The 21133-nt window shown below is 60.6% G+C and carries 17 protein-coding genes and 1 pseudogene; 4 read left to right on the plus strand and 14 right to left on the minus strand.

Annotated features, from left to right (window positions below):
* Positions 1-58 precede the first annotated feature (58 nt).
* From ACYZT5_RS06865 to glgA, 11 genes are all read right to left on the minus strand, one after another.
* Positions 59-817, minus strand: coding sequence for a PIG-L deacetylase family protein (locus ACYZT5_RS06865; RefSeq protein WP_462050398.1), 759 nt, complete (start codon positions 815-817; stop codon positions 59-61).
* A gap of 121 nt (positions 818-938) precedes the next feature.
* Entirely contained in the window at positions 939-1598 is a 660-nt protein-coding gene (locus ACYZT5_RS06870) for a glycosyltransferase family 2 protein (protein WP_462050399.1), read from the minus strand.
* A complete protein-coding gene (locus ACYZT5_RS06875; protein ID WP_462050400.1) occupies positions 1595-2194 on the minus strand; it encodes an SAM-dependent methyltransferase in 600 nt (199 codons plus the stop codon). Before ACYZT5_RS06875 ends, ACYZT5_RS06870 begins: the two co-directional genes overlap by 4 nt.
* Entirely contained in the window at positions 2191-2949 is a 759-nt protein-coding gene (locus ACYZT5_RS06880; RefSeq protein ID WP_462050401.1) for a PIG-L deacetylase family protein, read from the minus strand. The genes ACYZT5_RS06875 and ACYZT5_RS06880 overlap by 4 nt, the downstream gene beginning before the upstream one ends.
* Positions 2946-3935 carry an acyl-CoA dehydrogenase gene (locus ACYZT5_RS06885; protein ID WP_462050402.1) on the minus strand — a complete coding sequence of 330 codons (990 nt, stop codon included), beginning with the start codon at positions 3933-3935 and terminating at the stop codon, positions 2946-2948. The genes ACYZT5_RS06880 and ACYZT5_RS06885 overlap by 4 nt, the downstream gene beginning before the upstream one ends.
* Position 3936: 1 nt before the next feature.
* Positions 3937-6096 carry a glycogen debranching protein GlgX gene (gene glgX / locus ACYZT5_RS06890; protein WP_462050403.1) on the minus strand — a complete coding sequence of 720 codons (2160 nt, stop codon included), beginning with the start codon at positions 6094-6096 and terminating at the stop codon, positions 3937-3939.
* Between the two features lie 114 nt (positions 6097-6210).
* Positions 6211-6531, minus strand: coding sequence for a DUF2934 domain-containing protein (locus tag ACYZT5_RS06895; protein ID WP_462050404.1), 321 nt, complete (start codon positions 6529-6531; stop codon positions 6211-6213).
* A 21-nt stretch (positions 6532-6552) separates the two neighbouring features.
* Positions 6553-9339, minus strand: a complete 2787-nt coding sequence (locus ACYZT5_RS06900) for a malto-oligosyltrehalose synthase (RefSeq protein ID WP_462050405.1) — start codon at positions 9337-9339, stop codon at positions 6553-6555.
* Positions 9336-11414 carry a 4-alpha-glucanotransferase gene (gene malQ, locus ACYZT5_RS06905; RefSeq protein ID WP_462050406.1) on the minus strand — a complete coding sequence of 693 codons (2079 nt, stop codon included), beginning with the start codon at positions 11412-11414 and terminating at the stop codon, positions 9336-9338. Before malQ ends, ACYZT5_RS06900 begins: the two co-directional genes overlap by 4 nt.
* Positions 11411-13207 (minus strand): malto-oligosyltrehalose trehalohydrolase, encoded by a 1797-nt coding sequence (gene treZ, locus ACYZT5_RS06910; RefSeq protein WP_462050407.1) that lies wholly within the window; start codon positions 13205-13207, stop codon positions 11411-11413. Before treZ ends, malQ begins: the two co-directional genes overlap by 4 nt.
* A gap of 17 nt (positions 13208-13224) precedes the next feature.
* Entirely contained in the window at positions 13225-14811 is a 1587-nt protein-coding gene (gene glgA / locus ACYZT5_RS06915; protein ID WP_462050408.1) for a glycogen synthase GlgA, read from the minus strand.
* Positions 14812-15373: 562 nt separating this feature from the next.
* Here glgA and ACYZT5_RS06920 point away from each other — a divergent pair.
* Positions 15374-16186 carry a crotonase/enoyl-CoA hydratase family protein gene (locus tag ACYZT5_RS06920; RefSeq protein WP_462050409.1) on the plus strand — a complete coding sequence of 271 codons (813 nt, stop codon included), beginning with the start codon at positions 15374-15376 and terminating at the stop codon, positions 16184-16186.
* 6 nt (positions 16187-16192) lie between these two features.
* Entirely contained in the window at positions 16193-17023 is an 831-nt protein-coding gene (gene nudC / locus ACYZT5_RS06925) for an NAD(+) diphosphatase (RefSeq protein ID WP_462050410.1), read from the plus strand.
* Here nudC and ACYZT5_RS06930 read toward each other — a convergent pair.
* Positions 16991-17770, minus strand: a complete 780-nt coding sequence (locus ACYZT5_RS06930) for a TSUP family transporter (protein ID WP_462050412.1) — start codon at positions 17768-17770, stop codon at positions 16991-16993. The genes nudC and ACYZT5_RS06930 overlap by 33 nt on opposite strands.
* Before the next feature lie 290 nt (positions 17771-18060).
* On the opposite strand from ACYZT5_RS06930, the pseudogene ACYZT5_RS06935 reads away from it, so the two are divergent.
* Positions 18061-18288: pseudogene (locus tag ACYZT5_RS06935) on the plus strand (dimethylsulfone monooxygenase SfnG); the annotation flags it as partial.
* Positions 18289-18413: 125 nt separating this feature from the next.
* On the opposite strand, the gene ACYZT5_RS06940 reads toward ACYZT5_RS06935, so the two are convergent.
* Both ACYZT5_RS06940 and ACYZT5_RS06945 read right to left on the minus strand, forming a co-directional pair.
* On the minus strand, positions 18414-18890 hold the full coding sequence (locus tag ACYZT5_RS06940) for a nuclear transport factor 2 family protein (RefSeq protein WP_462050413.1): 477 nt from the start codon (positions 18888-18890) through the stop codon (positions 18414-18416).
* Between the two features lie 56 nt (positions 18891-18946).
* Entirely contained in the window at positions 18947-19510 is a 564-nt protein-coding gene (locus ACYZT5_RS06945) for a TetR/AcrR family transcriptional regulator (protein ID WP_462050414.1), read from the minus strand.
* A gap of 237 nt (positions 19511-19747) precedes the next feature.
* Here ACYZT5_RS06945 and pssA point away from each other — a divergent pair, with 237 nt between their 5' ends.
* Complete coding sequence (pssA, locus tag ACYZT5_RS06950; RefSeq protein ID WP_462050415.1) at positions 19748-21091, plus strand: CDP-diacylglycerol--serine O-phosphatidyltransferase; 1344 nt, start codon at positions 19748-19750, stop codon at positions 21089-21091.
* Positions 21092-21133 lie beyond the last annotated feature (42 nt).

Below are 21133 nucleotides of genomic sequence, written 5' to 3' on the forward strand. Positions count from 1 at the left end.
TCAGAGCGATTCGTCGTAACAACCGTTCACAGAAAACTGTAGCAGCTACAGGGCTGCGTCAGACGAACACAATTTCATAAGGCAACCGCATCCGCTCCAGAAGCACCGGGGGCAGCAGCGGGGCGAGGCCGATGGCCGGTTCGCCGTCGAGTTGGCTGGCGTAGGCGTGGGTGGCGTGGCTTTTACGCGCGACGGTCCAGGTATCCAGGCGCACCTTGCGCGCACGATGCCACGGGATGAGCCCTCGATCGCGAGTGGGCCAGTGCCAGGCCCAGACCGGTACTTCGTTGAACGACGCGCCGACCATGGCCGCAGCCTTGACGCTGGCCCGGCCGACGGCGTCATGGTCAACATTGCCATCCTCGCACCAGGTGCTGAACACCACATCCCCGGGGCGTAAATAACGGGCAATGAAGTGAGTCAATTGAAACTCTCGTTCGGCCAGGGCGTTGTCGGTGAATCCGCCACGAATCCATTTCAGGCTGTGCATCGGCAACCCGAGCCGGCGCAAGGCTTCGAGGCTTTCCTGGGGGCGGAACACGCTCAAGCGTTTTTCCGACCACTGTTGCGAGCCCGGATGGCTGGCGCTGCCGTCGGTAATCGAGATCAATTGCAGGGGATGACCCAGGGCGCTGAGCAACTGCAGCAGGCCGCCGCAGGTCACAACTTCATCGCCGGGATGCGGGGCTATTACCACGGCGCGTGCGCCGGCGGGAACCAGGGTCTGAGTGCTGATGACAGGAATGTTGTCCAGTTGCGGGGCGCTGTTCCAGATCTGTGTTGGCAGGCTGCTTTCGTTGATGGAAACCGATTTCATGGGTTACGTCCTTGTTCTCGTTGGGTAGCAATGTGCAGCGCTCCGAACCTTGGATTGCCGCGAGCAGAGTATTGCTCATGTAAGGCTATTCGTCGCTTCGATGTTCCATCCGGTACGCTTTTTATCCGGTCTGCACCATGTCGCGCAGGAAATCGCCAAATCCCCCCCGAGCACGACTGTCCAGTCGAGCACTGGTGAGCACCTGTGGACGTTGGCTCCAGGCAATCTTCGCCCCGCAGCGTTCGAGTTGCCGCACCAGTTGCACATCTTCATCGCTGGCCAGCGGTTCGAAACCACCGGCACGCTGGTAAGCCTCGGCACTGATGCCCAGGTTGGCACCGTGGATATGCCGGTGGCCATCGCGGGCGTGATAACCCTTGTGATAACGAATTTGTGCCGACTCATCGAAGGCCGCGTTCCACTGATCGACCGTCACCGTGCCGCACACCGCGTCGGCACCCAGGTCCAGTTGCGCCACCAGCCAGTCCTTGGCGACCAGGCTGTCGGCGTCGGAGCAGGAAATCCAGCGCACCCCCTGATCCAGTAGAAACCGTGCACCAGCGGCGCGCGCCTGGCCGACGTTATGCGCCTCGATCGCCAGGCTGTGCACCGGATAACTGTCAACAATCTCTGAGGATCGGTCAGTGCAACTGTCAAGCACCACCAGCACCAGGACCGTTTCACCCTCCAGCCGTTCATGGCACGCGGCGCGCAGGGCGGCCCGTATGCACGCTTCAATCAACTCCTCTTCGTTATGCGCCGGGATCAAAATGCCAATCATCGCAAGCCCTCCAGAGCGGCCACGGAGCGCGGTTCACGGCTCCAGAGTTCCAACAGGAAATCGGCCTCCTGATGCAGGACCAGGCGCGGCAAGTGCAACTGTTCGTGGAGCACGTCATGGACCTGCCGGGCATTCAGCGGGCAGCCATCGATCGGTGGGCGCCAGTGGCAGGCCAGGAGTTGGCCGTCGGCGGTCAGTGACCGGGTGGCGTGTTCGATCAGGCACTTGAGGTCTTCGGCGTCCAGGTAATAGCCGACTTCGCTGAGCACAATCAGGTCGAACTGCTCGTTCGGCCAATCGCCCGGCAGGCGGCTTTGGCGAACTTCGGCGTGGTCGAACAGGCTCAGGCGAGTGCGAGCCAGCGCCACAGCGGCGGCTGCGGTGTCGCAACACAACAGGCGATCGCAGCGCGCGGCCAGATCAGCGCTCAACTCCCCGTTGGCGCAACCCGGCTCGAAGATCGCGCGGTAGTGCGGCCGAGGCAACGCGGCCAGGGTGATGGCGCGTTTGCGCTGTTCGTACCAGCGCTGACGGAAAGCCCAGGGATCGTCGTTGCCGGCGAACAAACCGTCGAAATAGCGATCCTCGACGCTCATAGAAACACCACTTCAAACGGTTGCAGTAACCGGTCCAAAACATAGGGCGGCAGCACCGGTGGCAAGCCGATGTCCGGGTCGCCCTCCAGTTGGCTGGCGAAGGCTTGAATGGCATGCCGTTTGCGCGCCACCAGCGCCGGGGCCAACAGGATCTTTCGCGCCCGGTGCCAAGGCACGAAACTGTCTTCGGGGGTTGCCCAGTGCCAGGTCCAGACGGGCAGTTCATGCAGCGTCGCACCCACCCGTTTTGCCGCCTCGGCACTGGCACGCCCCACAGCCTCGTGATCACAATGGCCGTCTTCGCGCCACGTGGTGAAGACCACATCGCTGGGCCGCAGATGACGTTCGATGAACGCGCACAACTCGGCTTCCCGTGCCGCCACCTGACTGTCGGCGAAACCACCGCGCAGCCATTTCAGGCTGTGCAGCGGCAGGCCGAGACGACGCAGGGCCTGGGCCGACTCCTGCGGGCGGACCACGCTCAGGCGTTCCACCGGCCAGCGCTCGGAACCGGGATGGCTGGCGCTGCCATCGGTGACGGAGATCAGTTGCAGCGGCCGGCCAGCCGCGGCGAGTAATTGCAGGAAGCCGCCGCAACCCAGCACTTCGTCGTCCGGATGAGGGGCGATGATCACTGCACGCGAGCCTTGCGGCACCAGTGTCAGGATGTCGGTCACTGGCAACTGCGCCAGATGGGTTGACGTTTGCCATAAATGCAGAGGTGTTCCCTGGCCGACGATGGGGTTGGTTTTCATAACGTCCATGTCTCCTTCAGAACCTGCTGCCCAAGCGCGGCGAGATCCCGTTCGGCGTGGCTTTGACGCAGGAATACCGGCAGGTCGGCGATCAGTCGGGCGAACTGTCGGTCCTTGCAATAGGGGCCGGCACCGAGCGCGTGGCCGACATGCCAGATGACCTGTTCGGCGGCCTGTTCAACCACCGCCCGGGCGCGGCGGGCCAAACGTTCGGCGTCGTCCAGTGGCGCGGCGTCGAGGGTCAATGCGCTGGTACGCAACACTTGGGCGGCGGCATGCAACGCGCTGTCGACCGCGCCCAGGTGGGCGAGGGCATGGAGTTCTTCACTGTGTGCGCAGTGGCGGCGCAGGCGCTCGGCGATGCTTTGCGCTGCGCCGTACCAGCAAGCGGCAATGCCGATCCCGCCTTGCCAGAAGCCTGGCCGTTGCAGGTAGTCGCCGGGGTTGCCAATGGCTTGCGCCTCAGCGCCTTCGAACAGCACCTCGACGCTGGCGGTGGCGCTCATGCCCACGGCTTGCCAGCCCTGATCAGTGACTGTCACGCCGGGTTGGTCCAATGCCACCGCGACCAGTTGTTGTCGGTCGTGTTCATCCCACGCCGTGAGCAAGGCGTGACTCAACACCGCAGCACCCGAACACCAGGCCTTACGCCCATTCAACGCCACCATCTGACCTTGTGGACTGACCCGCACTCGCGCTTGCGGTGGTTCTGCCGCCCACATGCCCCACGTGCTGGAAGGCGTCGGCGAACCGCCTAGTTGCTGGATGATCGCCAAGGCGTCGGTATGCCCCTCGTACAACTTGCACAAGCCCAGATCATGACCGCCGACCTCAGCCAGACGCTGAAATCGCTCCAGTGTCTGGCCACCGCCGGGCATCGGAAGCTGATCAAGACCCGCCTCCACCAGCGCCCGCAGGCACCGGCCTAACGCTTGAGTGTCGGCGTAATCCGCTGGCTGACGCTGGAGAAATCCTTGAAGGTCCATTTCACTCTTCTTCCTCACGCTGCAATTCGAACAGCAGCAGCGAACGGCCCGTAACCGAATATTCGTGCCCGAACTCGAAGCGTTCCTGACCGCGAATCGACGGTTGATTGGTGTCGATCATGCAGGTCCAGAAACCGCCGTCGGGCACTTCCGGAAGTAGGAAATTGACGATGTCGTGATGCGCGTTGACCACCAGCAGCAGGGTGGCGTCGGCGCCCTTGCGGCGGATACCGGTTTCCTGGGCGCGGCCATCGAGCAGCATGCCGAGGCAGCGGCCATGGCCTTCCTCCCATTGTTCGATGGACATTTCGCTGCCATCCGGCGCGAGCCAGGTGACGTCCTTGACGCCGATGTCCTCGTTGTAATTACCCACCAGGAACCGACCGCGACGCAGGATCGGGTAGGCCAGGCGTAACTTGATCAGGCGTTTAACAAACTTGAGCAGGGCCTTGCCGTCTTCGCTCAGGTCCCAATTGACCCAACCGATCTCGCTGTCCTGGCAATAGGCGTTGTTGTTGCCCTCCTGGGTTCGGGCGAATTCGTCGCCGGCCACCAGCATCGGCGTGCCTTGGGACAGCAGCAACGTGGCGAAGAAGTTGCGCATCTGCCGCTGACGCAGCTCATTGATCTCGGGATCGTCGGTCGGGCCTTCGACGCCGTGGTTCCAGGACAGGTTGTTGTTGCTGCCGTCCTGATTGTCCTCGTCGTTCGCTTCGTTGTGTTTGTCGTTGTACGACACCAGGTCGTTAAGGGTGAAACCGTCGTGGGCGGTGATGAAGTTGACCGAGGCATACGGCCGCCGACCACGCTGATTGAACATCTCGCCGGAAGCGGTCATGCGACTGGCGAAGTCCGCCAGTTGGCCGTCGTCGCCTTTCCAGAACGCACGCACGGTGTCACGGAATTTGTCATTCCACTCGACCCAGCCCGGCGGAAAGTTACCGACCTGATAACCACCAGGGCCGCAATCCCAGGCTTCTGCAATCATCTTCACCTGGCGCAGCACCGGGTCCTGACGGCAGGCGACGAGGAAGCTGTGACGTTCGTCGAAGCCATCGTGGTAGCGCCCGAGAATGGTCGCCAGGTCGAAGCGGAAACCGTCCACGTGCATTTCCGAAGCCCAGTAGCGCAGGGAGTCGGTGACCATTTGCAGTACGCACGGGTGACTCAGGTCCAGGGTGTTGCCGGTGCCGGAATCGTTGATGTAGAAGCGCTTGTCGTCGGGCATCAAGCGGTAATAGGAGGCGTTGTCGATGCCGCGCATGGACAGGGTCGGGCCTTGCTCATTGCCCTCGGCGGTGTGGTTGTAGACCACGTCGAGGATCACTTCAAGATTGGCTTCGTGCAGGTGCGCGACCATCTCCTTGAACTCGGCGATCTTGCCGCTGGCCAGGTAGCGCGGGTCGGGGGCGAAGAACGCGATGCTGTTGTAGCCCCAGTAATTGGTCATGCCTTTGTGCAACAGATGTTGGTCGTTGACGAACGCATGAATCGGCAGCAATTCCACCGTCGACACGCCGAGCTTGCGGATGTGTTCCAGCACGTCATCGACCATCAACCCGGCGAAGGTGCCACGCACATTCTCGGAGACGGAGGGGTGACGCATGCTGATGCCGCGTACGTGAGTTTCATAAATGATCGTCTTGTCCCACGGCACGCTGACCCGATGGTCGTGGCCCCAGGTGTGAGCCGGATCGATCACCTTGCACTTGGGTACAAACGGGGCGCTGTCGCGTTTATCGAAACTGAGGTCGGCGTCGGGGTGGCCGATGGTATAGCCGAACAGCGCTTCGGACCATTTCAACTGGCCGACCAATTGTTTGGCATAGGGGTCGATCAGCAGTTTGTTGTGGTTGAAGCGATGACCGTTCGCCGGGTCGTACGGGCCGTAGACACGGTAGCCGTAGATCATCCCGGGATGGGCGTCGGGCAGGTAGCCGTGATAGATCTCGTCGGTGTATTCCGGCAGTTCGATGCGTTCCAGTTCGACCTCGCCGGCATCATCGAAGATGCACAGCTCGACCTTGGTGGCGTTGGCGGAAAACAAGGCAAAGTTGACCCCTAGGCCATCCCAGTTCGCGCCCAGCGGGAAGGGCAAGCCTTCACGGATTCGCGAGGCCTCGACGTGAGGTTCTGGCGCGGCTTTTTTCGGACTGGTCATAGGTGCTCCTGCAAAAGGGGGACAGTTCTTGGCTCTGGTTTTTTTTGAGGGCGAGCGAGCCCTCGGTGGCGAGAGGACTCGCCACGAAATCAATCAGGTCAACGGTGAGAGGCGTCAGACAGCGGGCGGTTTACGCGCTGCTCGAGGCTTTTTATCGGTGGCTTTTTCGCCCGGCGGAATGACCTTGGAGGCAGCGGCGGGCTTGGCTTTGGTTTTTGGCTCCGCCGCCTTGCCATTGGTGGTTTTGCTGGCAGGGGCCTTGGTGCCCGCGGTTTTGCTGCCAGCGGCTTTTGGCGATTTGCTCGGTGCCATGGCTTCGGCTTCAGCCAGTTTGCGAGCCATCTCCCAGTGGCGGGCTTCCTGACCCTCGGGTTTTCCTTCCGATTCCCAGATCTGATAGGCAAATTCGCGGATGCGTTTATCGTTGGTACTCATCGCAATGCTCCTGAACTGAACTCAAGTTGGGGTAGTTTGGATAAAAAGATTGATCGGGAAATCCCCCAGCGCGGCGCTGATGTCCAGCTCCCTCTGGTGTGTGACTGCCACGCTGGAAAAAAGTCCCTTCAAATTTTCATCTGGGGTGGTGAATGGTAATTTGACCCGTGTATCGCCCCACAGCGGCGCGTCAATCCGTGGTTCGGCACTGTTTTTCAACAATTCGGCGCAGCGTATCGGTACGATCACGATGGCTCGTTTTCCTTGCAGCGAGCGAGTAAATGCCAGCACCCGATGAGCCTGGCTGCCGACGACTTCAAGGGCTTGATACGTCCCTCGCCGAAACAGCTCGGTGTGTTCGAGCCGCAGGTTCAACGTACGAGCGATCAGGGTTTGTTTAATGCGCCCGTCCCGCCAGTTAGCCAATAGCTCGGGCAGTTCCAATGGCGCCTGCAAGGAGTGCTGGCGGCTGGCGTAATCCACCGGTCGACGGTTGTCCGGATCGACCAGTGAGAAGTCCCAGTACTCGTTGCCCTGATAAAGGTCCGGTACCCCCGGCACTGTCATGCGCAGCAAGGTTTGCGCCAATCCATTGAGTGCGCCGGGGGTGGCGATGCTTTTGGCCGCTTTGCCGAGTGCCGCGCGCAATAGTTCACCTTCAGGACTCAGCAACAGTCGTTGCAGGAATTGGTGAACCGCTTGTTCGTAAGCCTCGTTCGGCGAGCTCCAGCTGCTTTGCAGCTTGGCTTCGCGCAAGGCTTTCTGTTGCCACTGCCACACACGCTGAGTGTAGTTTTCCAGCGCCGTTTGATCGTCACTGCGCAAATCGAGCGGCCAGCTGCCGAGGATCGCTTGGTAGAGGATCAACTCATCGCCCGTCGTCGGCATTTGGTCGTCGTTACGCAGGGGCCGGGCGAGGGCCTGCCAGAGCGGCACTTGTTCGGCGTACCAGGCACTGCGCTCGCTCAACACCGCCAGGCGCGCACGGGTGTCTTCGCCGCGTTTGTGGTCGTGGGTGGCGGTGGCCAGCAAATTATCGGGAAATGCTTCGAGGCGATGGGTGCAAGCCGCATGGAAATCGGCCACCGGCGCGCTGAACTGCTCGGTGCTGAACCCCACGTCATTGCGCGACAGCAACGTCGCTGAGCGATAGAACGCGGTATCTTCCACGGCCTTCGCCGCCGCCGGCGACGTCAGTTGCTGAAAACGTACGCAGGCATGCTTGAGCATCTTGCGCGGCCGGCCCAACGGGCGTTTGCGCCATGATTCGCCACCCAGCCAGGTGGCCAGGCAATCGAGCACCGGCCAGTCGGCTTCGCCGAGGGTAAGCCTGGCACCGTCCATGGCCTGCTGGAAAAACACATCGTCTTCAGCCGAGCGCCCACGGGGGCTGATATAGGTGCGGTACACCGGGAAATGCACGATCAGTTCCTGCAACGCCCGACGAATCGCACCGAGGGTCAGGTCGCGGGTCATCAGGTCATCCCGGGCCACTTGCAACAGGGCTTGGGCGACGCTTTCGAAGTCTCCGGCGAGGGAGCCGTTGAGGATCTGCTGGCGGGCCAGTTGCGCTTCCTGACGGAAATCGGCGGGCCGTTCGCTGTATCGATTCCATAGGTCGCCCAAGGTGTGGGCACCTTCGGGAGCGTGTTGCAGCAGTGACAACTGATTCATCAACTCGTAACCCGTGGTGCCATCCACCGACCAGTCACGGTGCAGGGTTTCACCTTCGCCGAGGATCTTCTCGACGTAGATCGGCAGGTGCCGATTCGGCGACAGGCTGTCGACCCGCCGCCGCAGTTTGCGGCAGTAACCCCGAGGGTCAGCGAGGCCGTCGATGTGGTCGATGCGCAGACCGTCGACCAGGCCTTCGGCCACCAGATCGAAGATTTTCGCGTGGGTGGCTTCAAACACGGCGGGGCGTTCAACGCGCAGGCCGCCCAGTTCGTTGATATCGAAAAAACGCCGCCAGTTGATGTCATCAGCTGCTGTGCGCCAACTGGCCAGGCGATAGCTTTGCTGTTCAAGCAACACGTGCAGGCGCTGGAAACCCTCGGCGGTGAGCGAGTCGTAAGCGCTGAGGTTTTGCTGGATGGCTTGCAGAATCGCCGGATCGCTGGCCAGTTCACGCAGCTCTGCTTTCAGCGGTATCGCCAGACTATGGGCGTCGGTCTGGTAGCTCAGGGTGCTGAAACGGTCTGCCAGCGACTTGAGCAATTCGGCGTTCAGCGGGTCATCGGTTCTGAGCAGTTCGCCGTAATGGGTCGGGCAGATCGGGAAGTGATGCTCATAGTGCTCGACATAAAACGCGCCCTTCTGCGCATCGAAGCGCAAGGGCAGGGTGCCGTTCTGCAAGGCGATGCCGTAGTCGCTGCCGAGGAAGGGCAGCAGTAACTGGCCTTCCATCAACGGGTCGGGCGAATGCCACTGGATATCGAAGAACTCGCCGTAAGGGCTCAGGCGTCCCCATTCCAGCAAATCCTGCCACCAGGGATTATCGCCACCGCCAACGGCCATGTGGTTGGAGACGATGTCGAGGATCAGCCCCATGTTCTGTTCGCGCAATGCATTGACCAAACGCCGCAACGCTGCTTCGCCGCCCAGCTCGGGGTTGACGGTGGTCGGGTCCACGACGTCGTAGCCGTGCATGGAACCGGTGCGGGCGCTCAACAGTGGCGACGCATAGACATGGCTGATGCCGAGGCTCGCGAAGTACGGCACCAGCGGCACCGCATCGTCCAGCGTGAAGCCTTTATGAAATTGCAGCCGCTGGGTTGCCCGCAGCGGTTGGATAATCGTTTGTTTCATTGGTCACGCTCGGCCGCCTGAAGTCGCGCACAGGCGAGCAGTTCCAGGCGTCGGGCGGCATCCGGGTCGTCGAGCAAGGCTTCGCTGTTGCCGGGCAGACGTCGGGACCAGTTGGGGTGCGTGTCGGTGGTGCCGGGCAAGTTGGCCTGCTGTTCGATGCCCAAGGCATCTTCCAGCGGCAGCAACACCAGCGGCGCACGGGTATGACCGAGGAAACGTATCGCGGCGTCGAGCACCTGATCGGTTTCATGGGACTCTTCGCGAAAGTTCTGTGGGTCTTCGCTCAACACCCGACGCAGGCCTTCGCGCTCGCGTTCGCGGTGGTGGCGCCATTCGATTTCACCCGCGGCCTCGACCAGGCCCAGTCGGGCATTCCAGTCAATATCGTGGCCATGCCACCAGCCATTGAGCGTCGGCAGGTCATGGGTACTGGTGGTCGCGAGGGCATTGTCTGGCCAGTCGAGAATCGTTTTGAAGTGCGCGTTGTCCTGTTCGAACAGCAGTACTCGCATGCCAAGGATCGAACGAGCGATAAGCTTTTCTCGCAGACCATCCGCCACGGTGCCGAGGTCTTCACCGAGGACGATGGCCTGATGACGATGGGACTCGAGGGTCAGCAAACGCAGCAGGTCGTCCACCGGGTAATAGAGGTAGGCACCGTCGGCAGGTGACGCGTCATTGGGGATCACCCACAGCCGTTGCAGGCCCATGACGTGATCAATACGCAGGCCACCAGCGTGGGCAAAATTGGCCCGGAGCATTTCGATGAACGCACGAAAGCCGTTGCGTACCAGGCCTTCGGGCGAGAACGCGGAAATCCCCCAGCCCTGACCCGTGCGGTTGAGGATGTCCGGTGGTGCACCCACGGTCAGCGAGGCGAGCAATTCGTCCTGACGACTCCAGGCCTGGCTGCCACCACCATCGGCACCGACCGCCAGATCGGCAATCAGGCCAATGCTCATGCCGCTGCTGCGGGCGGCGGTTTGTGCGCGCTCCAGGCAGCGTGTGATCAGCCATTGGCAGAAGGCAAAGAAGCCGATGCGTCCGGCGTTCTCTTCGGCGAATTCGGCCAGGGCAGCGCTGCGCGGGTCTTGCCATTGCTCGGGCCAATGCCGCCAGTCGAGGTTTTCGCCCTTGGCGGCGCGGGCTTCTTGAATGGCTTCGAAGCGGCAGTGGTTTTCCAGGGCTTCGCCAGCAGCGTGGCGAAAGCTGCTGAAGTCGGCATGCAGCGGGTGTTCGCCCTGGACAAACCCTTCGTACAGCGCCTGCAACAGGCGATGTTTGGCTTCGGCCGCCACCGGCCAATCAATCAACGGCAATGCTTCGAGGTGCTTGAGTTCTTCAGCGAGGCCGGTTGCATCAATCGCGGTACGCAACGCTCGTTCACCCAGGATGGCGCCCGGTGCGGCGTACAGACTGTTGAGAAACAAACGGCTGGACGGCGAATAAGGGCTGTAACGCTGGGTATCGCTGCTGAACATCGCATGCAACGGACTGATCGCCAACGCTTCGGCACCGCGTTCGCCGGCCACACGGGCCAGGTCTTCCAGCGCCTGGGTGTCGCCGAACCCGCCGTCGCCGGTGCGACGCAGTGAGTACAACTGCACGCTCAGGCCCCAGGTACGCGGAATCGGACTGTCGACGGCATCGCCGACGCTGTAGCAGCGTGTCGGCGCCACGGCCAAGGTAAATGATTGTCCATCAATGCTGACGTGCTGATAACCGACCGGGACCAGGCCGGGCAGCATCGCCTCGGCATCCAGTTTCAGGTTGAGCCGCGAGCCATCTTCAAGGTGGATCTCGCACGGTGTTTCGGGCGCAAAGTAATGCGCCAGGTTGAGGCCGACACCGACGTCTGCGGTCAGCAGCGGCGGCAGGTGTCGGGTCTGTTGCACCTGTTGCAGTTCCAGCAGGCTGGCATCGATTTCCTGGGCGGTGCCGGCCGGGTGGCCGAGTCCTGTGAGGACGTTGCGTAACACTGATGGAGCGACTTTCTGTGGGCGGCCGTTGGCGTCGATCCAGTCGACAGCCAGGCCAGCTCGGCTGGCCAGTATTTCCAGTTGCGCATCACTCATTGGCGCTCTCCATCCGGGGGTAGCAAAGGGGCTGCGGCCGTGAGGCTGACTAGCGCGCAATACGGGGCAAGGGTGCCCTGATCCAACAGACCGGCTGAATGGGGTGGGTATTCGAACAACAGCGAAGCGTCGGCCTGTGGGGAGTGGACCACAGGCGTGTCGCTGAGGTTCAGGTCAATGCACAGTTGACTGCCATTACCCAGTCGCCAGCGTGCTGTCACCGCACCCTTGGCCAACACCTCGGCACCCAAGGCCTGAGCACCGGGCAGATAGGGAATGATGTGCTCATGGCGGATCTGCAACAGCTGGCGATACAGATCCTGCATGGCCGATTGTCGAGTAGCTGTCAGTTTGGGCCGGGACGCTTCAAAGGTCTGTTGCGCGTTCGGATCGGGAATTTGTTCGCGTTTATGAGGGTCGGTAAAGGCGCTGAACGCTGCAAACTCGTTACGTCGCCCCTCGCGGACCAACTCCGCCAGTTCACCGTGATGGCTGGTGAAGAACAGGAACGGTTGCTCGGCGGCGAACTCGTCGCCCATGAACATGAGCGGGATCATCGGTGACAACAGCAGCAAGGCCGTGGCGGCCTTTAGCGCATCGGGGTTGGCCAGTTGATGCAGCCGTTCACCAAAGGCGCGGTTGCCGATCTGGTCGTGGTTCTGCAGAAACAACACAAAAGCGCTGGGCGGCAAATGACCGCTGGGCTCGCCACGGGTTGTACCGTGACGGGTCACGTGGCCCTGAAACACAAAGCCCTGGCTCAGGCATCGCGCCAGTTGCTCAGTGGGGTTTTGCGCATAGTCGGCGTAATAGGCATCGGTTTCGCCGGTCAGCAGCACGTGCAAGGCGTTGTGGCCGTCGTCGTTCCACTGCGCGTCGAAGCCTTCTTCCAGCAGGCTGGCCTGGTTGTGTTCGTTTTCCACCGTCAGCCAGACATGTCGCGCCGGATCGGTTTGCTGCCGAATCTTTAGCGCCAGCTCCTGAAGAAAGTCCGGGTCTTCGATGGCATGCACTGCGTCCAGGCGCAAACCGTCGAAGCGGTACTCCAGCAACCACATCAGCGCGTTATCGATGAAGAAATCCCGCACCTCGCGCCGCCGGAAGTCGATCGCCGCACCCCACGGGGTGTGCTTGTCCTCGCGGAAGAAGCCCTTGGCGTAGCGGTGCAGGTAATTGCCATCCGGGCCGAAGTGGTTGTAGACCACGTCGAGAATCACCGCCAGGCCATGGCCGTGGGCGGTGTCGATCAGGTGTTTGAGTTGTTCGGGAGTGCCATATGAGGCTTGGGGAGCGTAGGGCAGAACCCCGTCGTAACCCCAGTTGCGATCACCGGGGAACTGCGCCAGCGGCATCAATTCGATCGCGCTGATGCCCAGCTCCACGAGGCGCGCCAGTTGCTGCTCGACTTCGCTGTAGCCGCCGAGCGCACCGACGTGCAATTCGTAGATCACCGCCTCATTCCATGGCCGACCGAGCCAGGCACTGTGTTGCCATTGATAAGCAAGGGGATCGACCACCACGCTGTGGCGGTCGATATCACCGGCCTGCGCGCGGGAGGCCGGGTCGGGCACCGCAAGCTCGCCGTCGATGTTGTAGCGGTAACCCGTGCCGGCAGGGCAGCGGGTGTTGATCACGAACCAGCCATCGGCCTGAGGCATTAGCGGCAAGGACTGTCCATTGTCCAGTTCGACACTGACGTAAAACGCATCTGGCGCCCACAAGGCAAAACGCGTGTGCTCTGCGTCCAGCATGATTGCGCCGTGGGGCCAGGTCTCAAGGGTCCGTAACGGCATCTTTGAAAACCTCTTTCTTAATGTTTGCCCGATTTACCCAATGCCTTAGTGACAAGCTGTTCGTAGAGTTCGGCGTACGGTTCGACCGCTTTGCACCAGTTGAACGGAGCCGCCATGGCACGGCAACGCATGGCGTTGAGCAGGTCGGGGAAGGCAAAAATCTTGAATGCCCGGCTCAAGGCTTCCTGATAGCTCTCGGCCGTGGATTCATCGAACAGGAAACCGGTCACGCCGTTTTCAATGGTGTCGGCTAAACCGCCGGTGTTGCGTGCCACCGGCAACGAACCGAAGCGCTGGGCGTACATCTGGCTCAGGCCGCAAGGCTCGTAACGCGAAGGCATCAGCAGGAAATCACTGCCGGCGAACATGCGACGAGCATCGGTTTCGTTGAAACCGATGCGCACGCCGATCTGGCCGGGGAAACGCAGGGCCAGTTCACGCATGGCTTGTTCTTCTTCCGGCTCGCCACGACCGATGATTGCGATCTGCCCGCCAGATTTGACGATGTATTCAGAGACGGCTTCGGTCAGGTCCAGGCCTTTCTGATAGACCAGTCGCGAAACCACGGCGAACAGCGGACCTTCGCTATCGTCCAGGCCAAACAGCTCACGGACGTGGGCAGCGTTGACCGCTTTGCCTTCCCAGTCGCCGATGCTGAAGGGGCAGAACAGGTGCGGGTCGGTGGCGGCGTCCCAGCTTTCATCGATGCCATTGGGAATACCACTGAGCAGACCTTGCTGGGTCTTGGCGGCGAGAAAACCGTCGAGTCCGCAGCCGAAGGCCGGGGTGGTGATTTCCTGGGCATAGGTGGCGCTGACGGTGGTGATGTGGCTCGAATAGGCCATGCCGGCCTTGAGGAACGACATCTTGCCGTAGAACTCCATGCCTTCCTGTTGCAAGGCATGCATGGGAATACCCAGTTCCGGGCACGACCCAAGACTGGTCACGCCCTGGTAGGCGAGGTTATGAATAGTGAACAGCGTCGGCGTGCGTTGTCCACGCCAGTGCATGTAAGCGGGTGCCAGACCGGCCGGCCAGTCATGGGCGTGCACCAGGTCCGGGCACCAGTGAATTTGCGCAAGGTTGGCGGCAATGTCGGCCGCAGCCAGACCCAGGCGGGCGAAACGAATGTGGTTGTCCGGCCAGTCGCGGCCGTTGTTGGCACCGTAAGGCGAACCTTCGCGCTCGTAGAGCTCGGGGCAGATCAACACGTAAATGACCAGACCGTCGGGCATGTCCATGCGCCCGATCTTGCAGGGGGGCAGCGCGGCGTGACCACCGAGCTCACCAATGATATGAATCGGGTTTTCGCTGTTCAGCACTTGCGGGTAACCGGGAATGAGCACACGCACATCATGCAGATGCGCCATGGCTCGCGGCAGTGCTGCGGAAACGTCGCCCAGACCACCGGTTTTCACCAGATCGGCGATCTCCGAGGTGACGAACAGCACTTTCTTCTTGTTGGGGTTCTGACTGGCCACCGGTGTCAGCGTCTTGGTGCCTGGGACGCTGACCGATGGGTGACTTGGCGCGCTCACAGTGCTCGTTTCGCCGACCTGCTGATGAGCACGTTCTCCCTGAATATCTAAAGCCGCACTGATCATATGAATCTCCCGTGTTGTTGATCTAATTCTTAGGTCTGGCAAACGGTGTTTCGTGGCCAATTCCGGTGGCCGGGCGCAAACGCGCTACGCATCGGAGAGCAAGCGCTGCCAATGCGTTGAAGCAGAATGGCTGAAGTGGACATTGCAAGGATTGCACCAGTCGCAACGCACCTACCTTTAACCTGACCCGTCACGAGCGGCAAAAGTTTCGACTGTCTTTCCGCTTTGTGACCCGCCGGTTTCGCCCCGCGGAACTCAGTCTAGGCCAGAACTTAGAGCGGGGGAGGCCAGATGGCAAAATTGTTCGACAATCGGTTTAAAGAGGTACGGACGTACCGCTTAAAGGGAGAAACGCACCGACGAAGGGCATGTTTTTTTACCGTTTTGCCTTAAAAAATATTCGAGATGTCACATGAATGTGCGAAGCGCGGCAATGCTCACGCACTGTTGTAGTGCGCAACTGGCAAGTCCCGTTTTTGGCCGAACCGCAGCCACTGCCGGCCTGGATGCCTTGTTATAGTTCGGGCCTCATTTTTTTTGCCCCGGTAAAAGGATCACTGCCATGTCTCAGTACACTGCGTTCACCGTCGAACTGGCCGATAAAGTCGCCCATGTGCAGATCAACCGGCCGGAAAAGATCAATTCGATGAATGCCGCGTTCTGGAGCGAGATCATCGAGATTTTCCAGTGGGTCGACGACACTGATGAAGTCCGAGTGGTGGTACTCAGTGGTGCGGGCAAGCATTTTTCTTCCGGCATCGACCTGATGATGCTGGCCGGCGTGGCCAATGAACTGGGCAAGGACGTGGGTCGCAACGCGCGCCTGCTGCGTCGGAAAATCCTCGCCCTTCAAGCGTCTTTCAATGCGGTCGACAATTGCCGTAAACCGGTGCTGGCGGCGATTCAGGGTTATTGCCTGGGTGGCGCCATCGACCTGATTTCAGCCTGCGACATGCGTTACGCCGCCGAAGACGCGCAGTTTTCGATCAAGGAAATCGACATCGGCATGGCGGCCGACGTTGGCACTCTGCAACGCTTGCCGCGGATCATTGGTGACGGCATGCTGCGTGAACTGGCTTACACTGGTCGCACTTTCGGTGCCGAAGAAGCGCGTGGCATGGGCCTGGTCAATCGCGTTTACAGCGACACGGCCAGCCTGCTCGACGGTGTCATGGGCATTGCCCGCGAGATCGCCAGCAAGTCGCCGATTGCGATCACTGGCACCAAAGAGATGATCAGCTACATGCGTGACCATCGCATTGACGACGGCCTCGAATATGTCGCCACCTGGAACGCCGCCATGCTGCAATCCACCGATCTGCGCGTGGCCATGGCCGCCCATATGAGCAAACAGAAACCCGAATTTCTGGATTGATTAAAAATGACTTCACGCTGGACCACTGCAGTACTGGACACCGACCAACCCGGCGGCTGGGCCGTGGCCCGCAGCCCCGAAGGCTTTCTGTTCGATGACAATGGCGCGCTGTTCCCCCGCGAATGGCTCAAGCGCCAGGATTTGTCGATTCTCGCTGAACATGGCATCGGCCATCTGGATGGCGAACCGGTCTACCTGCTGGAACTGCGCAGTCACAGCGAAGTGCCGGGCTGCAACTGGAAAGGCCTGCGGGCGTTCATGCTCGAAGGCGACCATACGGTCTTCAAGGTGCTCGGTTATGCCGCGCAAATCGGCACTTGGGCCCGCGAACACCGCTTTTGCGGTAACTGCGGGCAGGCGATGACCCAGGTGACCCGGGAACGGGCGATGTATTGCGAACCGTGTGATTTACGCAGCTACCCGCGCATTTCGCCCAGCATGATTGTACTGGTGACCCGTGGCGATGAAGTCCTGCTGGCCCGTTCGCCGCGCTTTGTCACTGGGGTCTACAGCACGTTGGCGGGGTTTGCCGAACCGGGCGAGTCGGCCGAAGACTGCCTGATTCGCGAGGTTCGTGAAGAAGTGCAGATCGAGGTCAGGAACATCCAGTACATGGGCAGCCAGTGCTGGCCGTTTCCGCATTCGATGATGCTGGGGTTTCACGCCGAATATGCCGGTGGCGAGATCGTGTGTCAGGAAGACGAGATCGAAGACGCCCAGTGGTTCAACGTGCACGAGCTGCCGCCATTGCCGGCGTCACGCTCGATTGCCCGTTACCTGATCGACGTCTATGTGGCGCGGCGCTTAGGCCACGCTGAACCAGTGTTGCCAGGCTAACCGCACGGTCAAGCCCAGCACCACGGTGATGAACACCGGGCGAATGAACTTCGCACCGCCGCTGATGGCGGTGCGAGCCCCGAAGAACGCCCCGACCATCACCGACAGGCCCATGCTCAGGCCGATGATCCAGTCCACCTGCCCGGAAAACACGAACACCGACAATGCCGCAATGTTGCTGACGAAGTTCATGCTGCGCGCCACGCCGCTGGCCTTCACCAAATCAACGGGGTACATCAGCAGGGTGCTCACGGTCCAGAACGCACCCGTGCCGGGACCGGCCACGCCGTCGTAAAACCCGAGGCCGAAGCCTTGGGTCGATTGCCACTTTTTCTTGATCGGTGCGTCGCTGTCCAGCGGCGCTTTCGGCGTGCCGCCAAACAATAGATAGACGCCGCAGGCGAAAACGATCACCGGGAGCATCTTGTTCAGCCATTCCGCCGGCAGGTAGTGAGCGACCACGGCACCGGTCAGCGCACCCACCAGCGTGCCGACAATGGCGTGCATCCACTGCCTGGGATGGAACAGTTTGCGTCGGTAAAAGGTGAAACTGGCTGTGGCCGAGCCAAATGTTGAACTGAGTTTGTTGGTGCCCAGCACCAGGTGCGGCGGCAGACCTGCGGTCAGCAGCGCCGGGGTGGTCAACAGACCACCGCCACCGGCAATGGCGTCGATGAAACCGGCAATGAAAGCGACAAGGGCCAAAATGGCCAGGGTGGTGAGGTCAACACTGAGTTCGAAAGGCATGGAATCGGCTTATTCGGCGGGGTGCAGAACAGGGCTGCGGGGAAGGGCCGATATCTTACCTATATCCAACTACTGCGGCGACCTGTCTGGCCCTTTCCTGGGCAAGCCCTGACGACACATCACTTGTGCTGTGGCCAATTCCCGATCTGCCACACAAACGGCGGCTCTGTCCTGTTAATCGCCCTGCCAGGATTTACTGGCGGAATTGGATGTCGGCACGCAGTGAATTGTTGCTGTACCAACAGTGCATCAGCAAATTGCTTCAGACACACCCACATCTGTGGCGAGGATTCGAGGATCTGGTGCAGTACAACGACGGCTTCAAGACCAACCTGATCGGCACACCGCAGCAGATTGCCGAGCGGATTGTGGCGTTGAAAGCGGTGGGGGTGGATCGGGTGCTGGCGGGGTTTCTGCACTTCCGGGAAGAGGTGGAGTATTTCGGTCAGCGGGTGTTGCCGTTGGTGAGGGAGCTTGAGGCCAAGGTGCAAAACAAGCAGACCGCCGCGGTAGCCTAAACACCAATGATCGTTCCCACGCTCTGCGTGGGCATGCAGCCCGGGACGCTCCGCGTCCCTGAAGCGGACGCCGAGCGTCCGATGAGGCATTCCCACGCAGGAGCGTGGGAACGATCAGTGTTGGTTTATAGACCGAGGTCGGACAGGCTTGGGTGATCGTCAGGCCGGCGGCCCAGCGGCCAGTGGAACTTGCGGTCGCTTTCCTTGATCGGCATGTCGTTGATGCTGGCAAACCGATTGGCCATCAAACCGTTCTCATCGAACTCCCAGTTTTCGTTGCCGTAGGAACGGAACCAGTTGCCCGAGTCGTCGTGCCATTCATAGGCATAACGCACGGCGATACGATTGCCGGTAAAGGCCCAGAGTTCTTTGATCAGGCGGTAATCCAGCTCTTTTGCCCATTTGCGCGTCAGGAAACCTTTGGCTTCTTCGCGGTTATAGGCAAACTCGGCGCGGTTACGCCATTTCGTGTCCAGGGTGTAGGCCAGTGACACGCGTTGCGGGTCGCGAGAGTTCCAGCCATCTTCGGCCAGGCGTACTTTTTCGATGGCCGACTCACGGGTGAATGGCGGTAATGGCGGACGAACTTCGGCGTTAGACATTGATAGTCTCCCTATAAAATTAAAGTTCAAACACGTTGTCGGGCTTGATTAAAGTGTTACAGGTCCAATAACTTTCGCGCCATGCATTGCGCATTATCGGCGGCACTGTGATCACCCATGACAAGCGCCACGGTAATGGCACCGTCGATCAGGATCAGCAGCTGTTTGGCCTGCGTCTCCGGGTCTGTTGCGCCATGTTCGGTGCAGAGCTCGCGCACGTAGTCGAGCAGCTTCTGTTTGTGGTCTTTGGCAACCAGGCGGACCGGGTCTTGCGGGTCGCCGGTTTCGCCGCTGGTGTTAATGAATGCACAGCCACGGAAGCCTTCGGAAGCGAACCAGGCCTTGAGCACGGTAAACAGGTTGAGCAGCCGGTCGGCCGGGGTTTCAGCCTGGTCGACTGCGCTTCTGTACCAGTGCATCCAGCGCAGGTCTCGCCGTTGCAGGGCCGCGACGGTGAGCTCCTCCTTGTTGGCGAAGTAGCGGTAAATACTCTTTCTGGAGACACCGGCGGTTTTCACCAGAAGATCCATCCCGGTGGCCGCGATGCCACTTTTGTAGATCAACTTTGCGGTGACATCCAGAATGATGTCGCGTGTGTCGTTGCTGGTTATTTTATTCATGTGGCGAACAGTAGAACGATCGTTCTCCTTGGTCAAGCAATTGCTTTTGACTGATCGTTCCCACGCTCTGCGTGGGAATGCATCCCGTGACGCTCTGCGTCACATCAACGGCGGACGCAGAGCGTCCATGGCGGCATTCCTTTGCGGCGCGTGGGAACGATCGGTGTCGTGGGAAGACCCAAGCGGATCCATGGTGTAAGCTCTCGGGTTCTTCGGATTCGACCCATTGCGAGCCCTATGCCGTCGCTTTTCAAACGCTCTCTGCTGCCCAAACTGCGCAGTTTTCCGCTGACCGCCGATGCCGTCACTGTCCTTTCTGGCGCTGCCGAGTTCCGCCGTTGCCTGCTGGAAAAGATCGCCAGCGCCACCCAGCGCATCTATATCGTCGCGCTCTATCTGCAACAGGACGAAGCCGGCCAGGAAATTCTCGATGCCTTGCACGCGGCCAAACTGGCGCGTCCGGAACTGGACGTGGTGGTGGTCGTTGACTGGCTGCGCGCCCAGCGCGGCTTGATCGGCGCCGGCAAGCAGCCGGGCAACTCGGCCTGGTATCAGGAAACCACCCGGACTCATGCCAGTGAAGTCCCGGTGTATGGCGTTCCCGTGCAGACCCGAGAGCTGTTTGGCGTACTGCATTTGAAAGGCTTCGTGATCGATGACTGTGTGATCTACAGCGGCGCGAGTCTGAACAACGTCTATCTGCACAAGTTCGACAAATACCGCTACGACCGTTATCACCTGCTGCACAACCACGCCCTGGCCAATTCGATGCAGCACCTGATTCAGCACGGCCTGATCGCCTCCAAAGCGGTGCATCGTCTCGATTTGCCGAACCTGCCGACCACCCGCAGCCTGCGCAACGACATCGGCGACTTGCGCAGCCGCCTCAAGCACGCGGCGTACGACACCACGACGGGCACCCTGGACAAGGGCGGTTTGTCGGTCAGCCCATTGCTCGGTGTCGGCAAGAACAATCCGTTGAACCGAGTGATTTGCGAGTTGATCGCCTGCGCTCAACATCAACTGACCATCTGCACGCCATACTTCAACCTGCCGCTGGCCGTGATCCGGGAAATCAACCGGGCACTGGCGCGGGGCGTGAAGATCGACATCGTTGTCGGCGACAAGACGGCCAACGACTTCTACATCCCTCCGAGCGAGCCGTTCAAGGTGATTTCGGCGCTGCCGTACCTTTACGAGATCAGCCTTCGGCGTTTCGCCAAACGGCATCATCGCAGTGTCGACAGCGGCCAGTTGAACCTGCACCTGTGGCGTGACGGCGACAACACCTATCACCTCAAGGGCATGTGGATCGATCAGCGCTACACCTTGCTGACCGGCAACAACCTCAACCCGCGGGCGTTCCGTCTCGATCTGGAAAACGCCTTGCTGATTGATGATCCGAAAGGCGAGCTGTTGGAGCCGCGTCGTAAAGAGCTGGCGGAGATTTTCGAGAACACCCGCCGCATCGAGCGTTACCAGGAACTGGAAACGCTGCTGGAATACCCGGCGGCGGTGGCCAAGTTCCTCAAGCGCGTGAGTCGGGTGCGGATTGAACGGTTGCTCTATCGGATTCTGTAAGGGTTAACACGGCGTGGCGGGTGTGTTGCCAGCAAGAACGCC

It is taken from the genome of Pseudomonas sp. LB3P14, assembly GCF_054898045.1.

What these genes read in the sequence shown, in the direction of transcription:
- ACYZT5_RS06865 (WP_462050398.1), bottom strand. Translation starts at nt 817, where the DNA reads ATGAAATCGGTTTCCATCAACGAAAGCAGCCTGCCAACACAGATCTGG.
- ACYZT5_RS06870 (WP_462050399.1), bottom strand. Translation starts at nt 1,598, where the DNA reads ATGATTGGCATTTTGATCCCGGCGCATAACGAAGAGGAGTTGATTGAA.
- ACYZT5_RS06875 (WP_462050400.1), bottom strand. Translation starts at nt 2,194, where the DNA reads ATGAGCGTCGAGGATCGCTATTTCGACGGTTTGTTCGCCGGCAACGAC.
- ACYZT5_RS06880 (WP_462050401.1), bottom strand. Translation starts at nt 2,949, where the DNA reads ATGAAAACCAACCCCATCGTCGGCCAGGGAACACCTCTGCATTTATGG.
- ACYZT5_RS06885 (WP_462050402.1), bottom strand. Translation starts at nt 3,935, where the DNA reads ATGGACCTTCAAGGATTTCTCCAGCGTCAGCCAGCGGATTACGCCGAC.
- glgX (WP_462050403.1), bottom strand. Translation starts at nt 6,096, where the DNA reads ATGACCAGTCCGAAAAAAGCCGCGCCAGAACCTCACGTCGAGGCCTCG.
- ACYZT5_RS06895 (WP_462050404.1), bottom strand. Translation starts at nt 6,531, where the DNA reads ATGAGTACCAACGATAAACGCATCCGCGAATTTGCCTATCAGATCTGG.
- ACYZT5_RS06900 (WP_462050405.1), bottom strand. Translation starts at nt 9,339, where the DNA reads ATGAAACAAACGATTATCCAACCGCTGCGGGCAACCCAGCGGCTGCAA.
- malQ (WP_462050406.1), bottom strand. Translation starts at nt 11,414, where the DNA reads ATGAGTGATGCGCAACTGGAAATACTGGCCAGCCGAGCTGGCCTGGCT.
- treZ (WP_462050407.1), bottom strand. Translation starts at nt 13,207, where the DNA reads ATGCCGTTACGGACCCTTGAGACCTGGCCCCACGGCGCAATCATGCTG.
- glgA (WP_462050408.1), bottom strand. Translation starts at nt 14,811, where the DNA reads ATGATCAGTGCGGCTTTAGATATTCAGGGAGAACGTGCTCATCAGCAG.
- ACYZT5_RS06920 (WP_462050409.1), top strand. Translation starts at nt 15,374, where the DNA reads ATGTCTCAGTACACTGCGTTCACCGTCGAACTGGCCGATAAAGTCGCC.
- nudC (WP_462050410.1), top strand. Translation starts at nt 16,193, where the DNA reads ATGACTTCACGCTGGACCACTGCAGTACTGGACACCGACCAACCCGGC.
- ACYZT5_RS06930 (WP_462050412.1), bottom strand. Translation starts at nt 17,770, where the DNA reads ATGCCTTTCGAACTCAGTGTTGACCTCACCACCCTGGCCATTTTGGCC.
- ACYZT5_RS06940 (WP_462050413.1), bottom strand. Translation starts at nt 18,890, where the DNA reads ATGTCTAACGCCGAAGTTCGTCCGCCATTACCGCCATTCACCCGTGAG.
- ACYZT5_RS06945 (WP_462050414.1), bottom strand. Translation starts at nt 19,510, where the DNA reads ATGAATAAAATAACCAGCAACGACACACGCGACATCATTCTGGATGTC.
- pssA (WP_462050415.1), top strand. Translation starts at nt 19,748, where the DNA reads ATGCCGTCGCTTTTCAAACGCTCTCTGCTGCCCAAACTGCGCAGTTTT.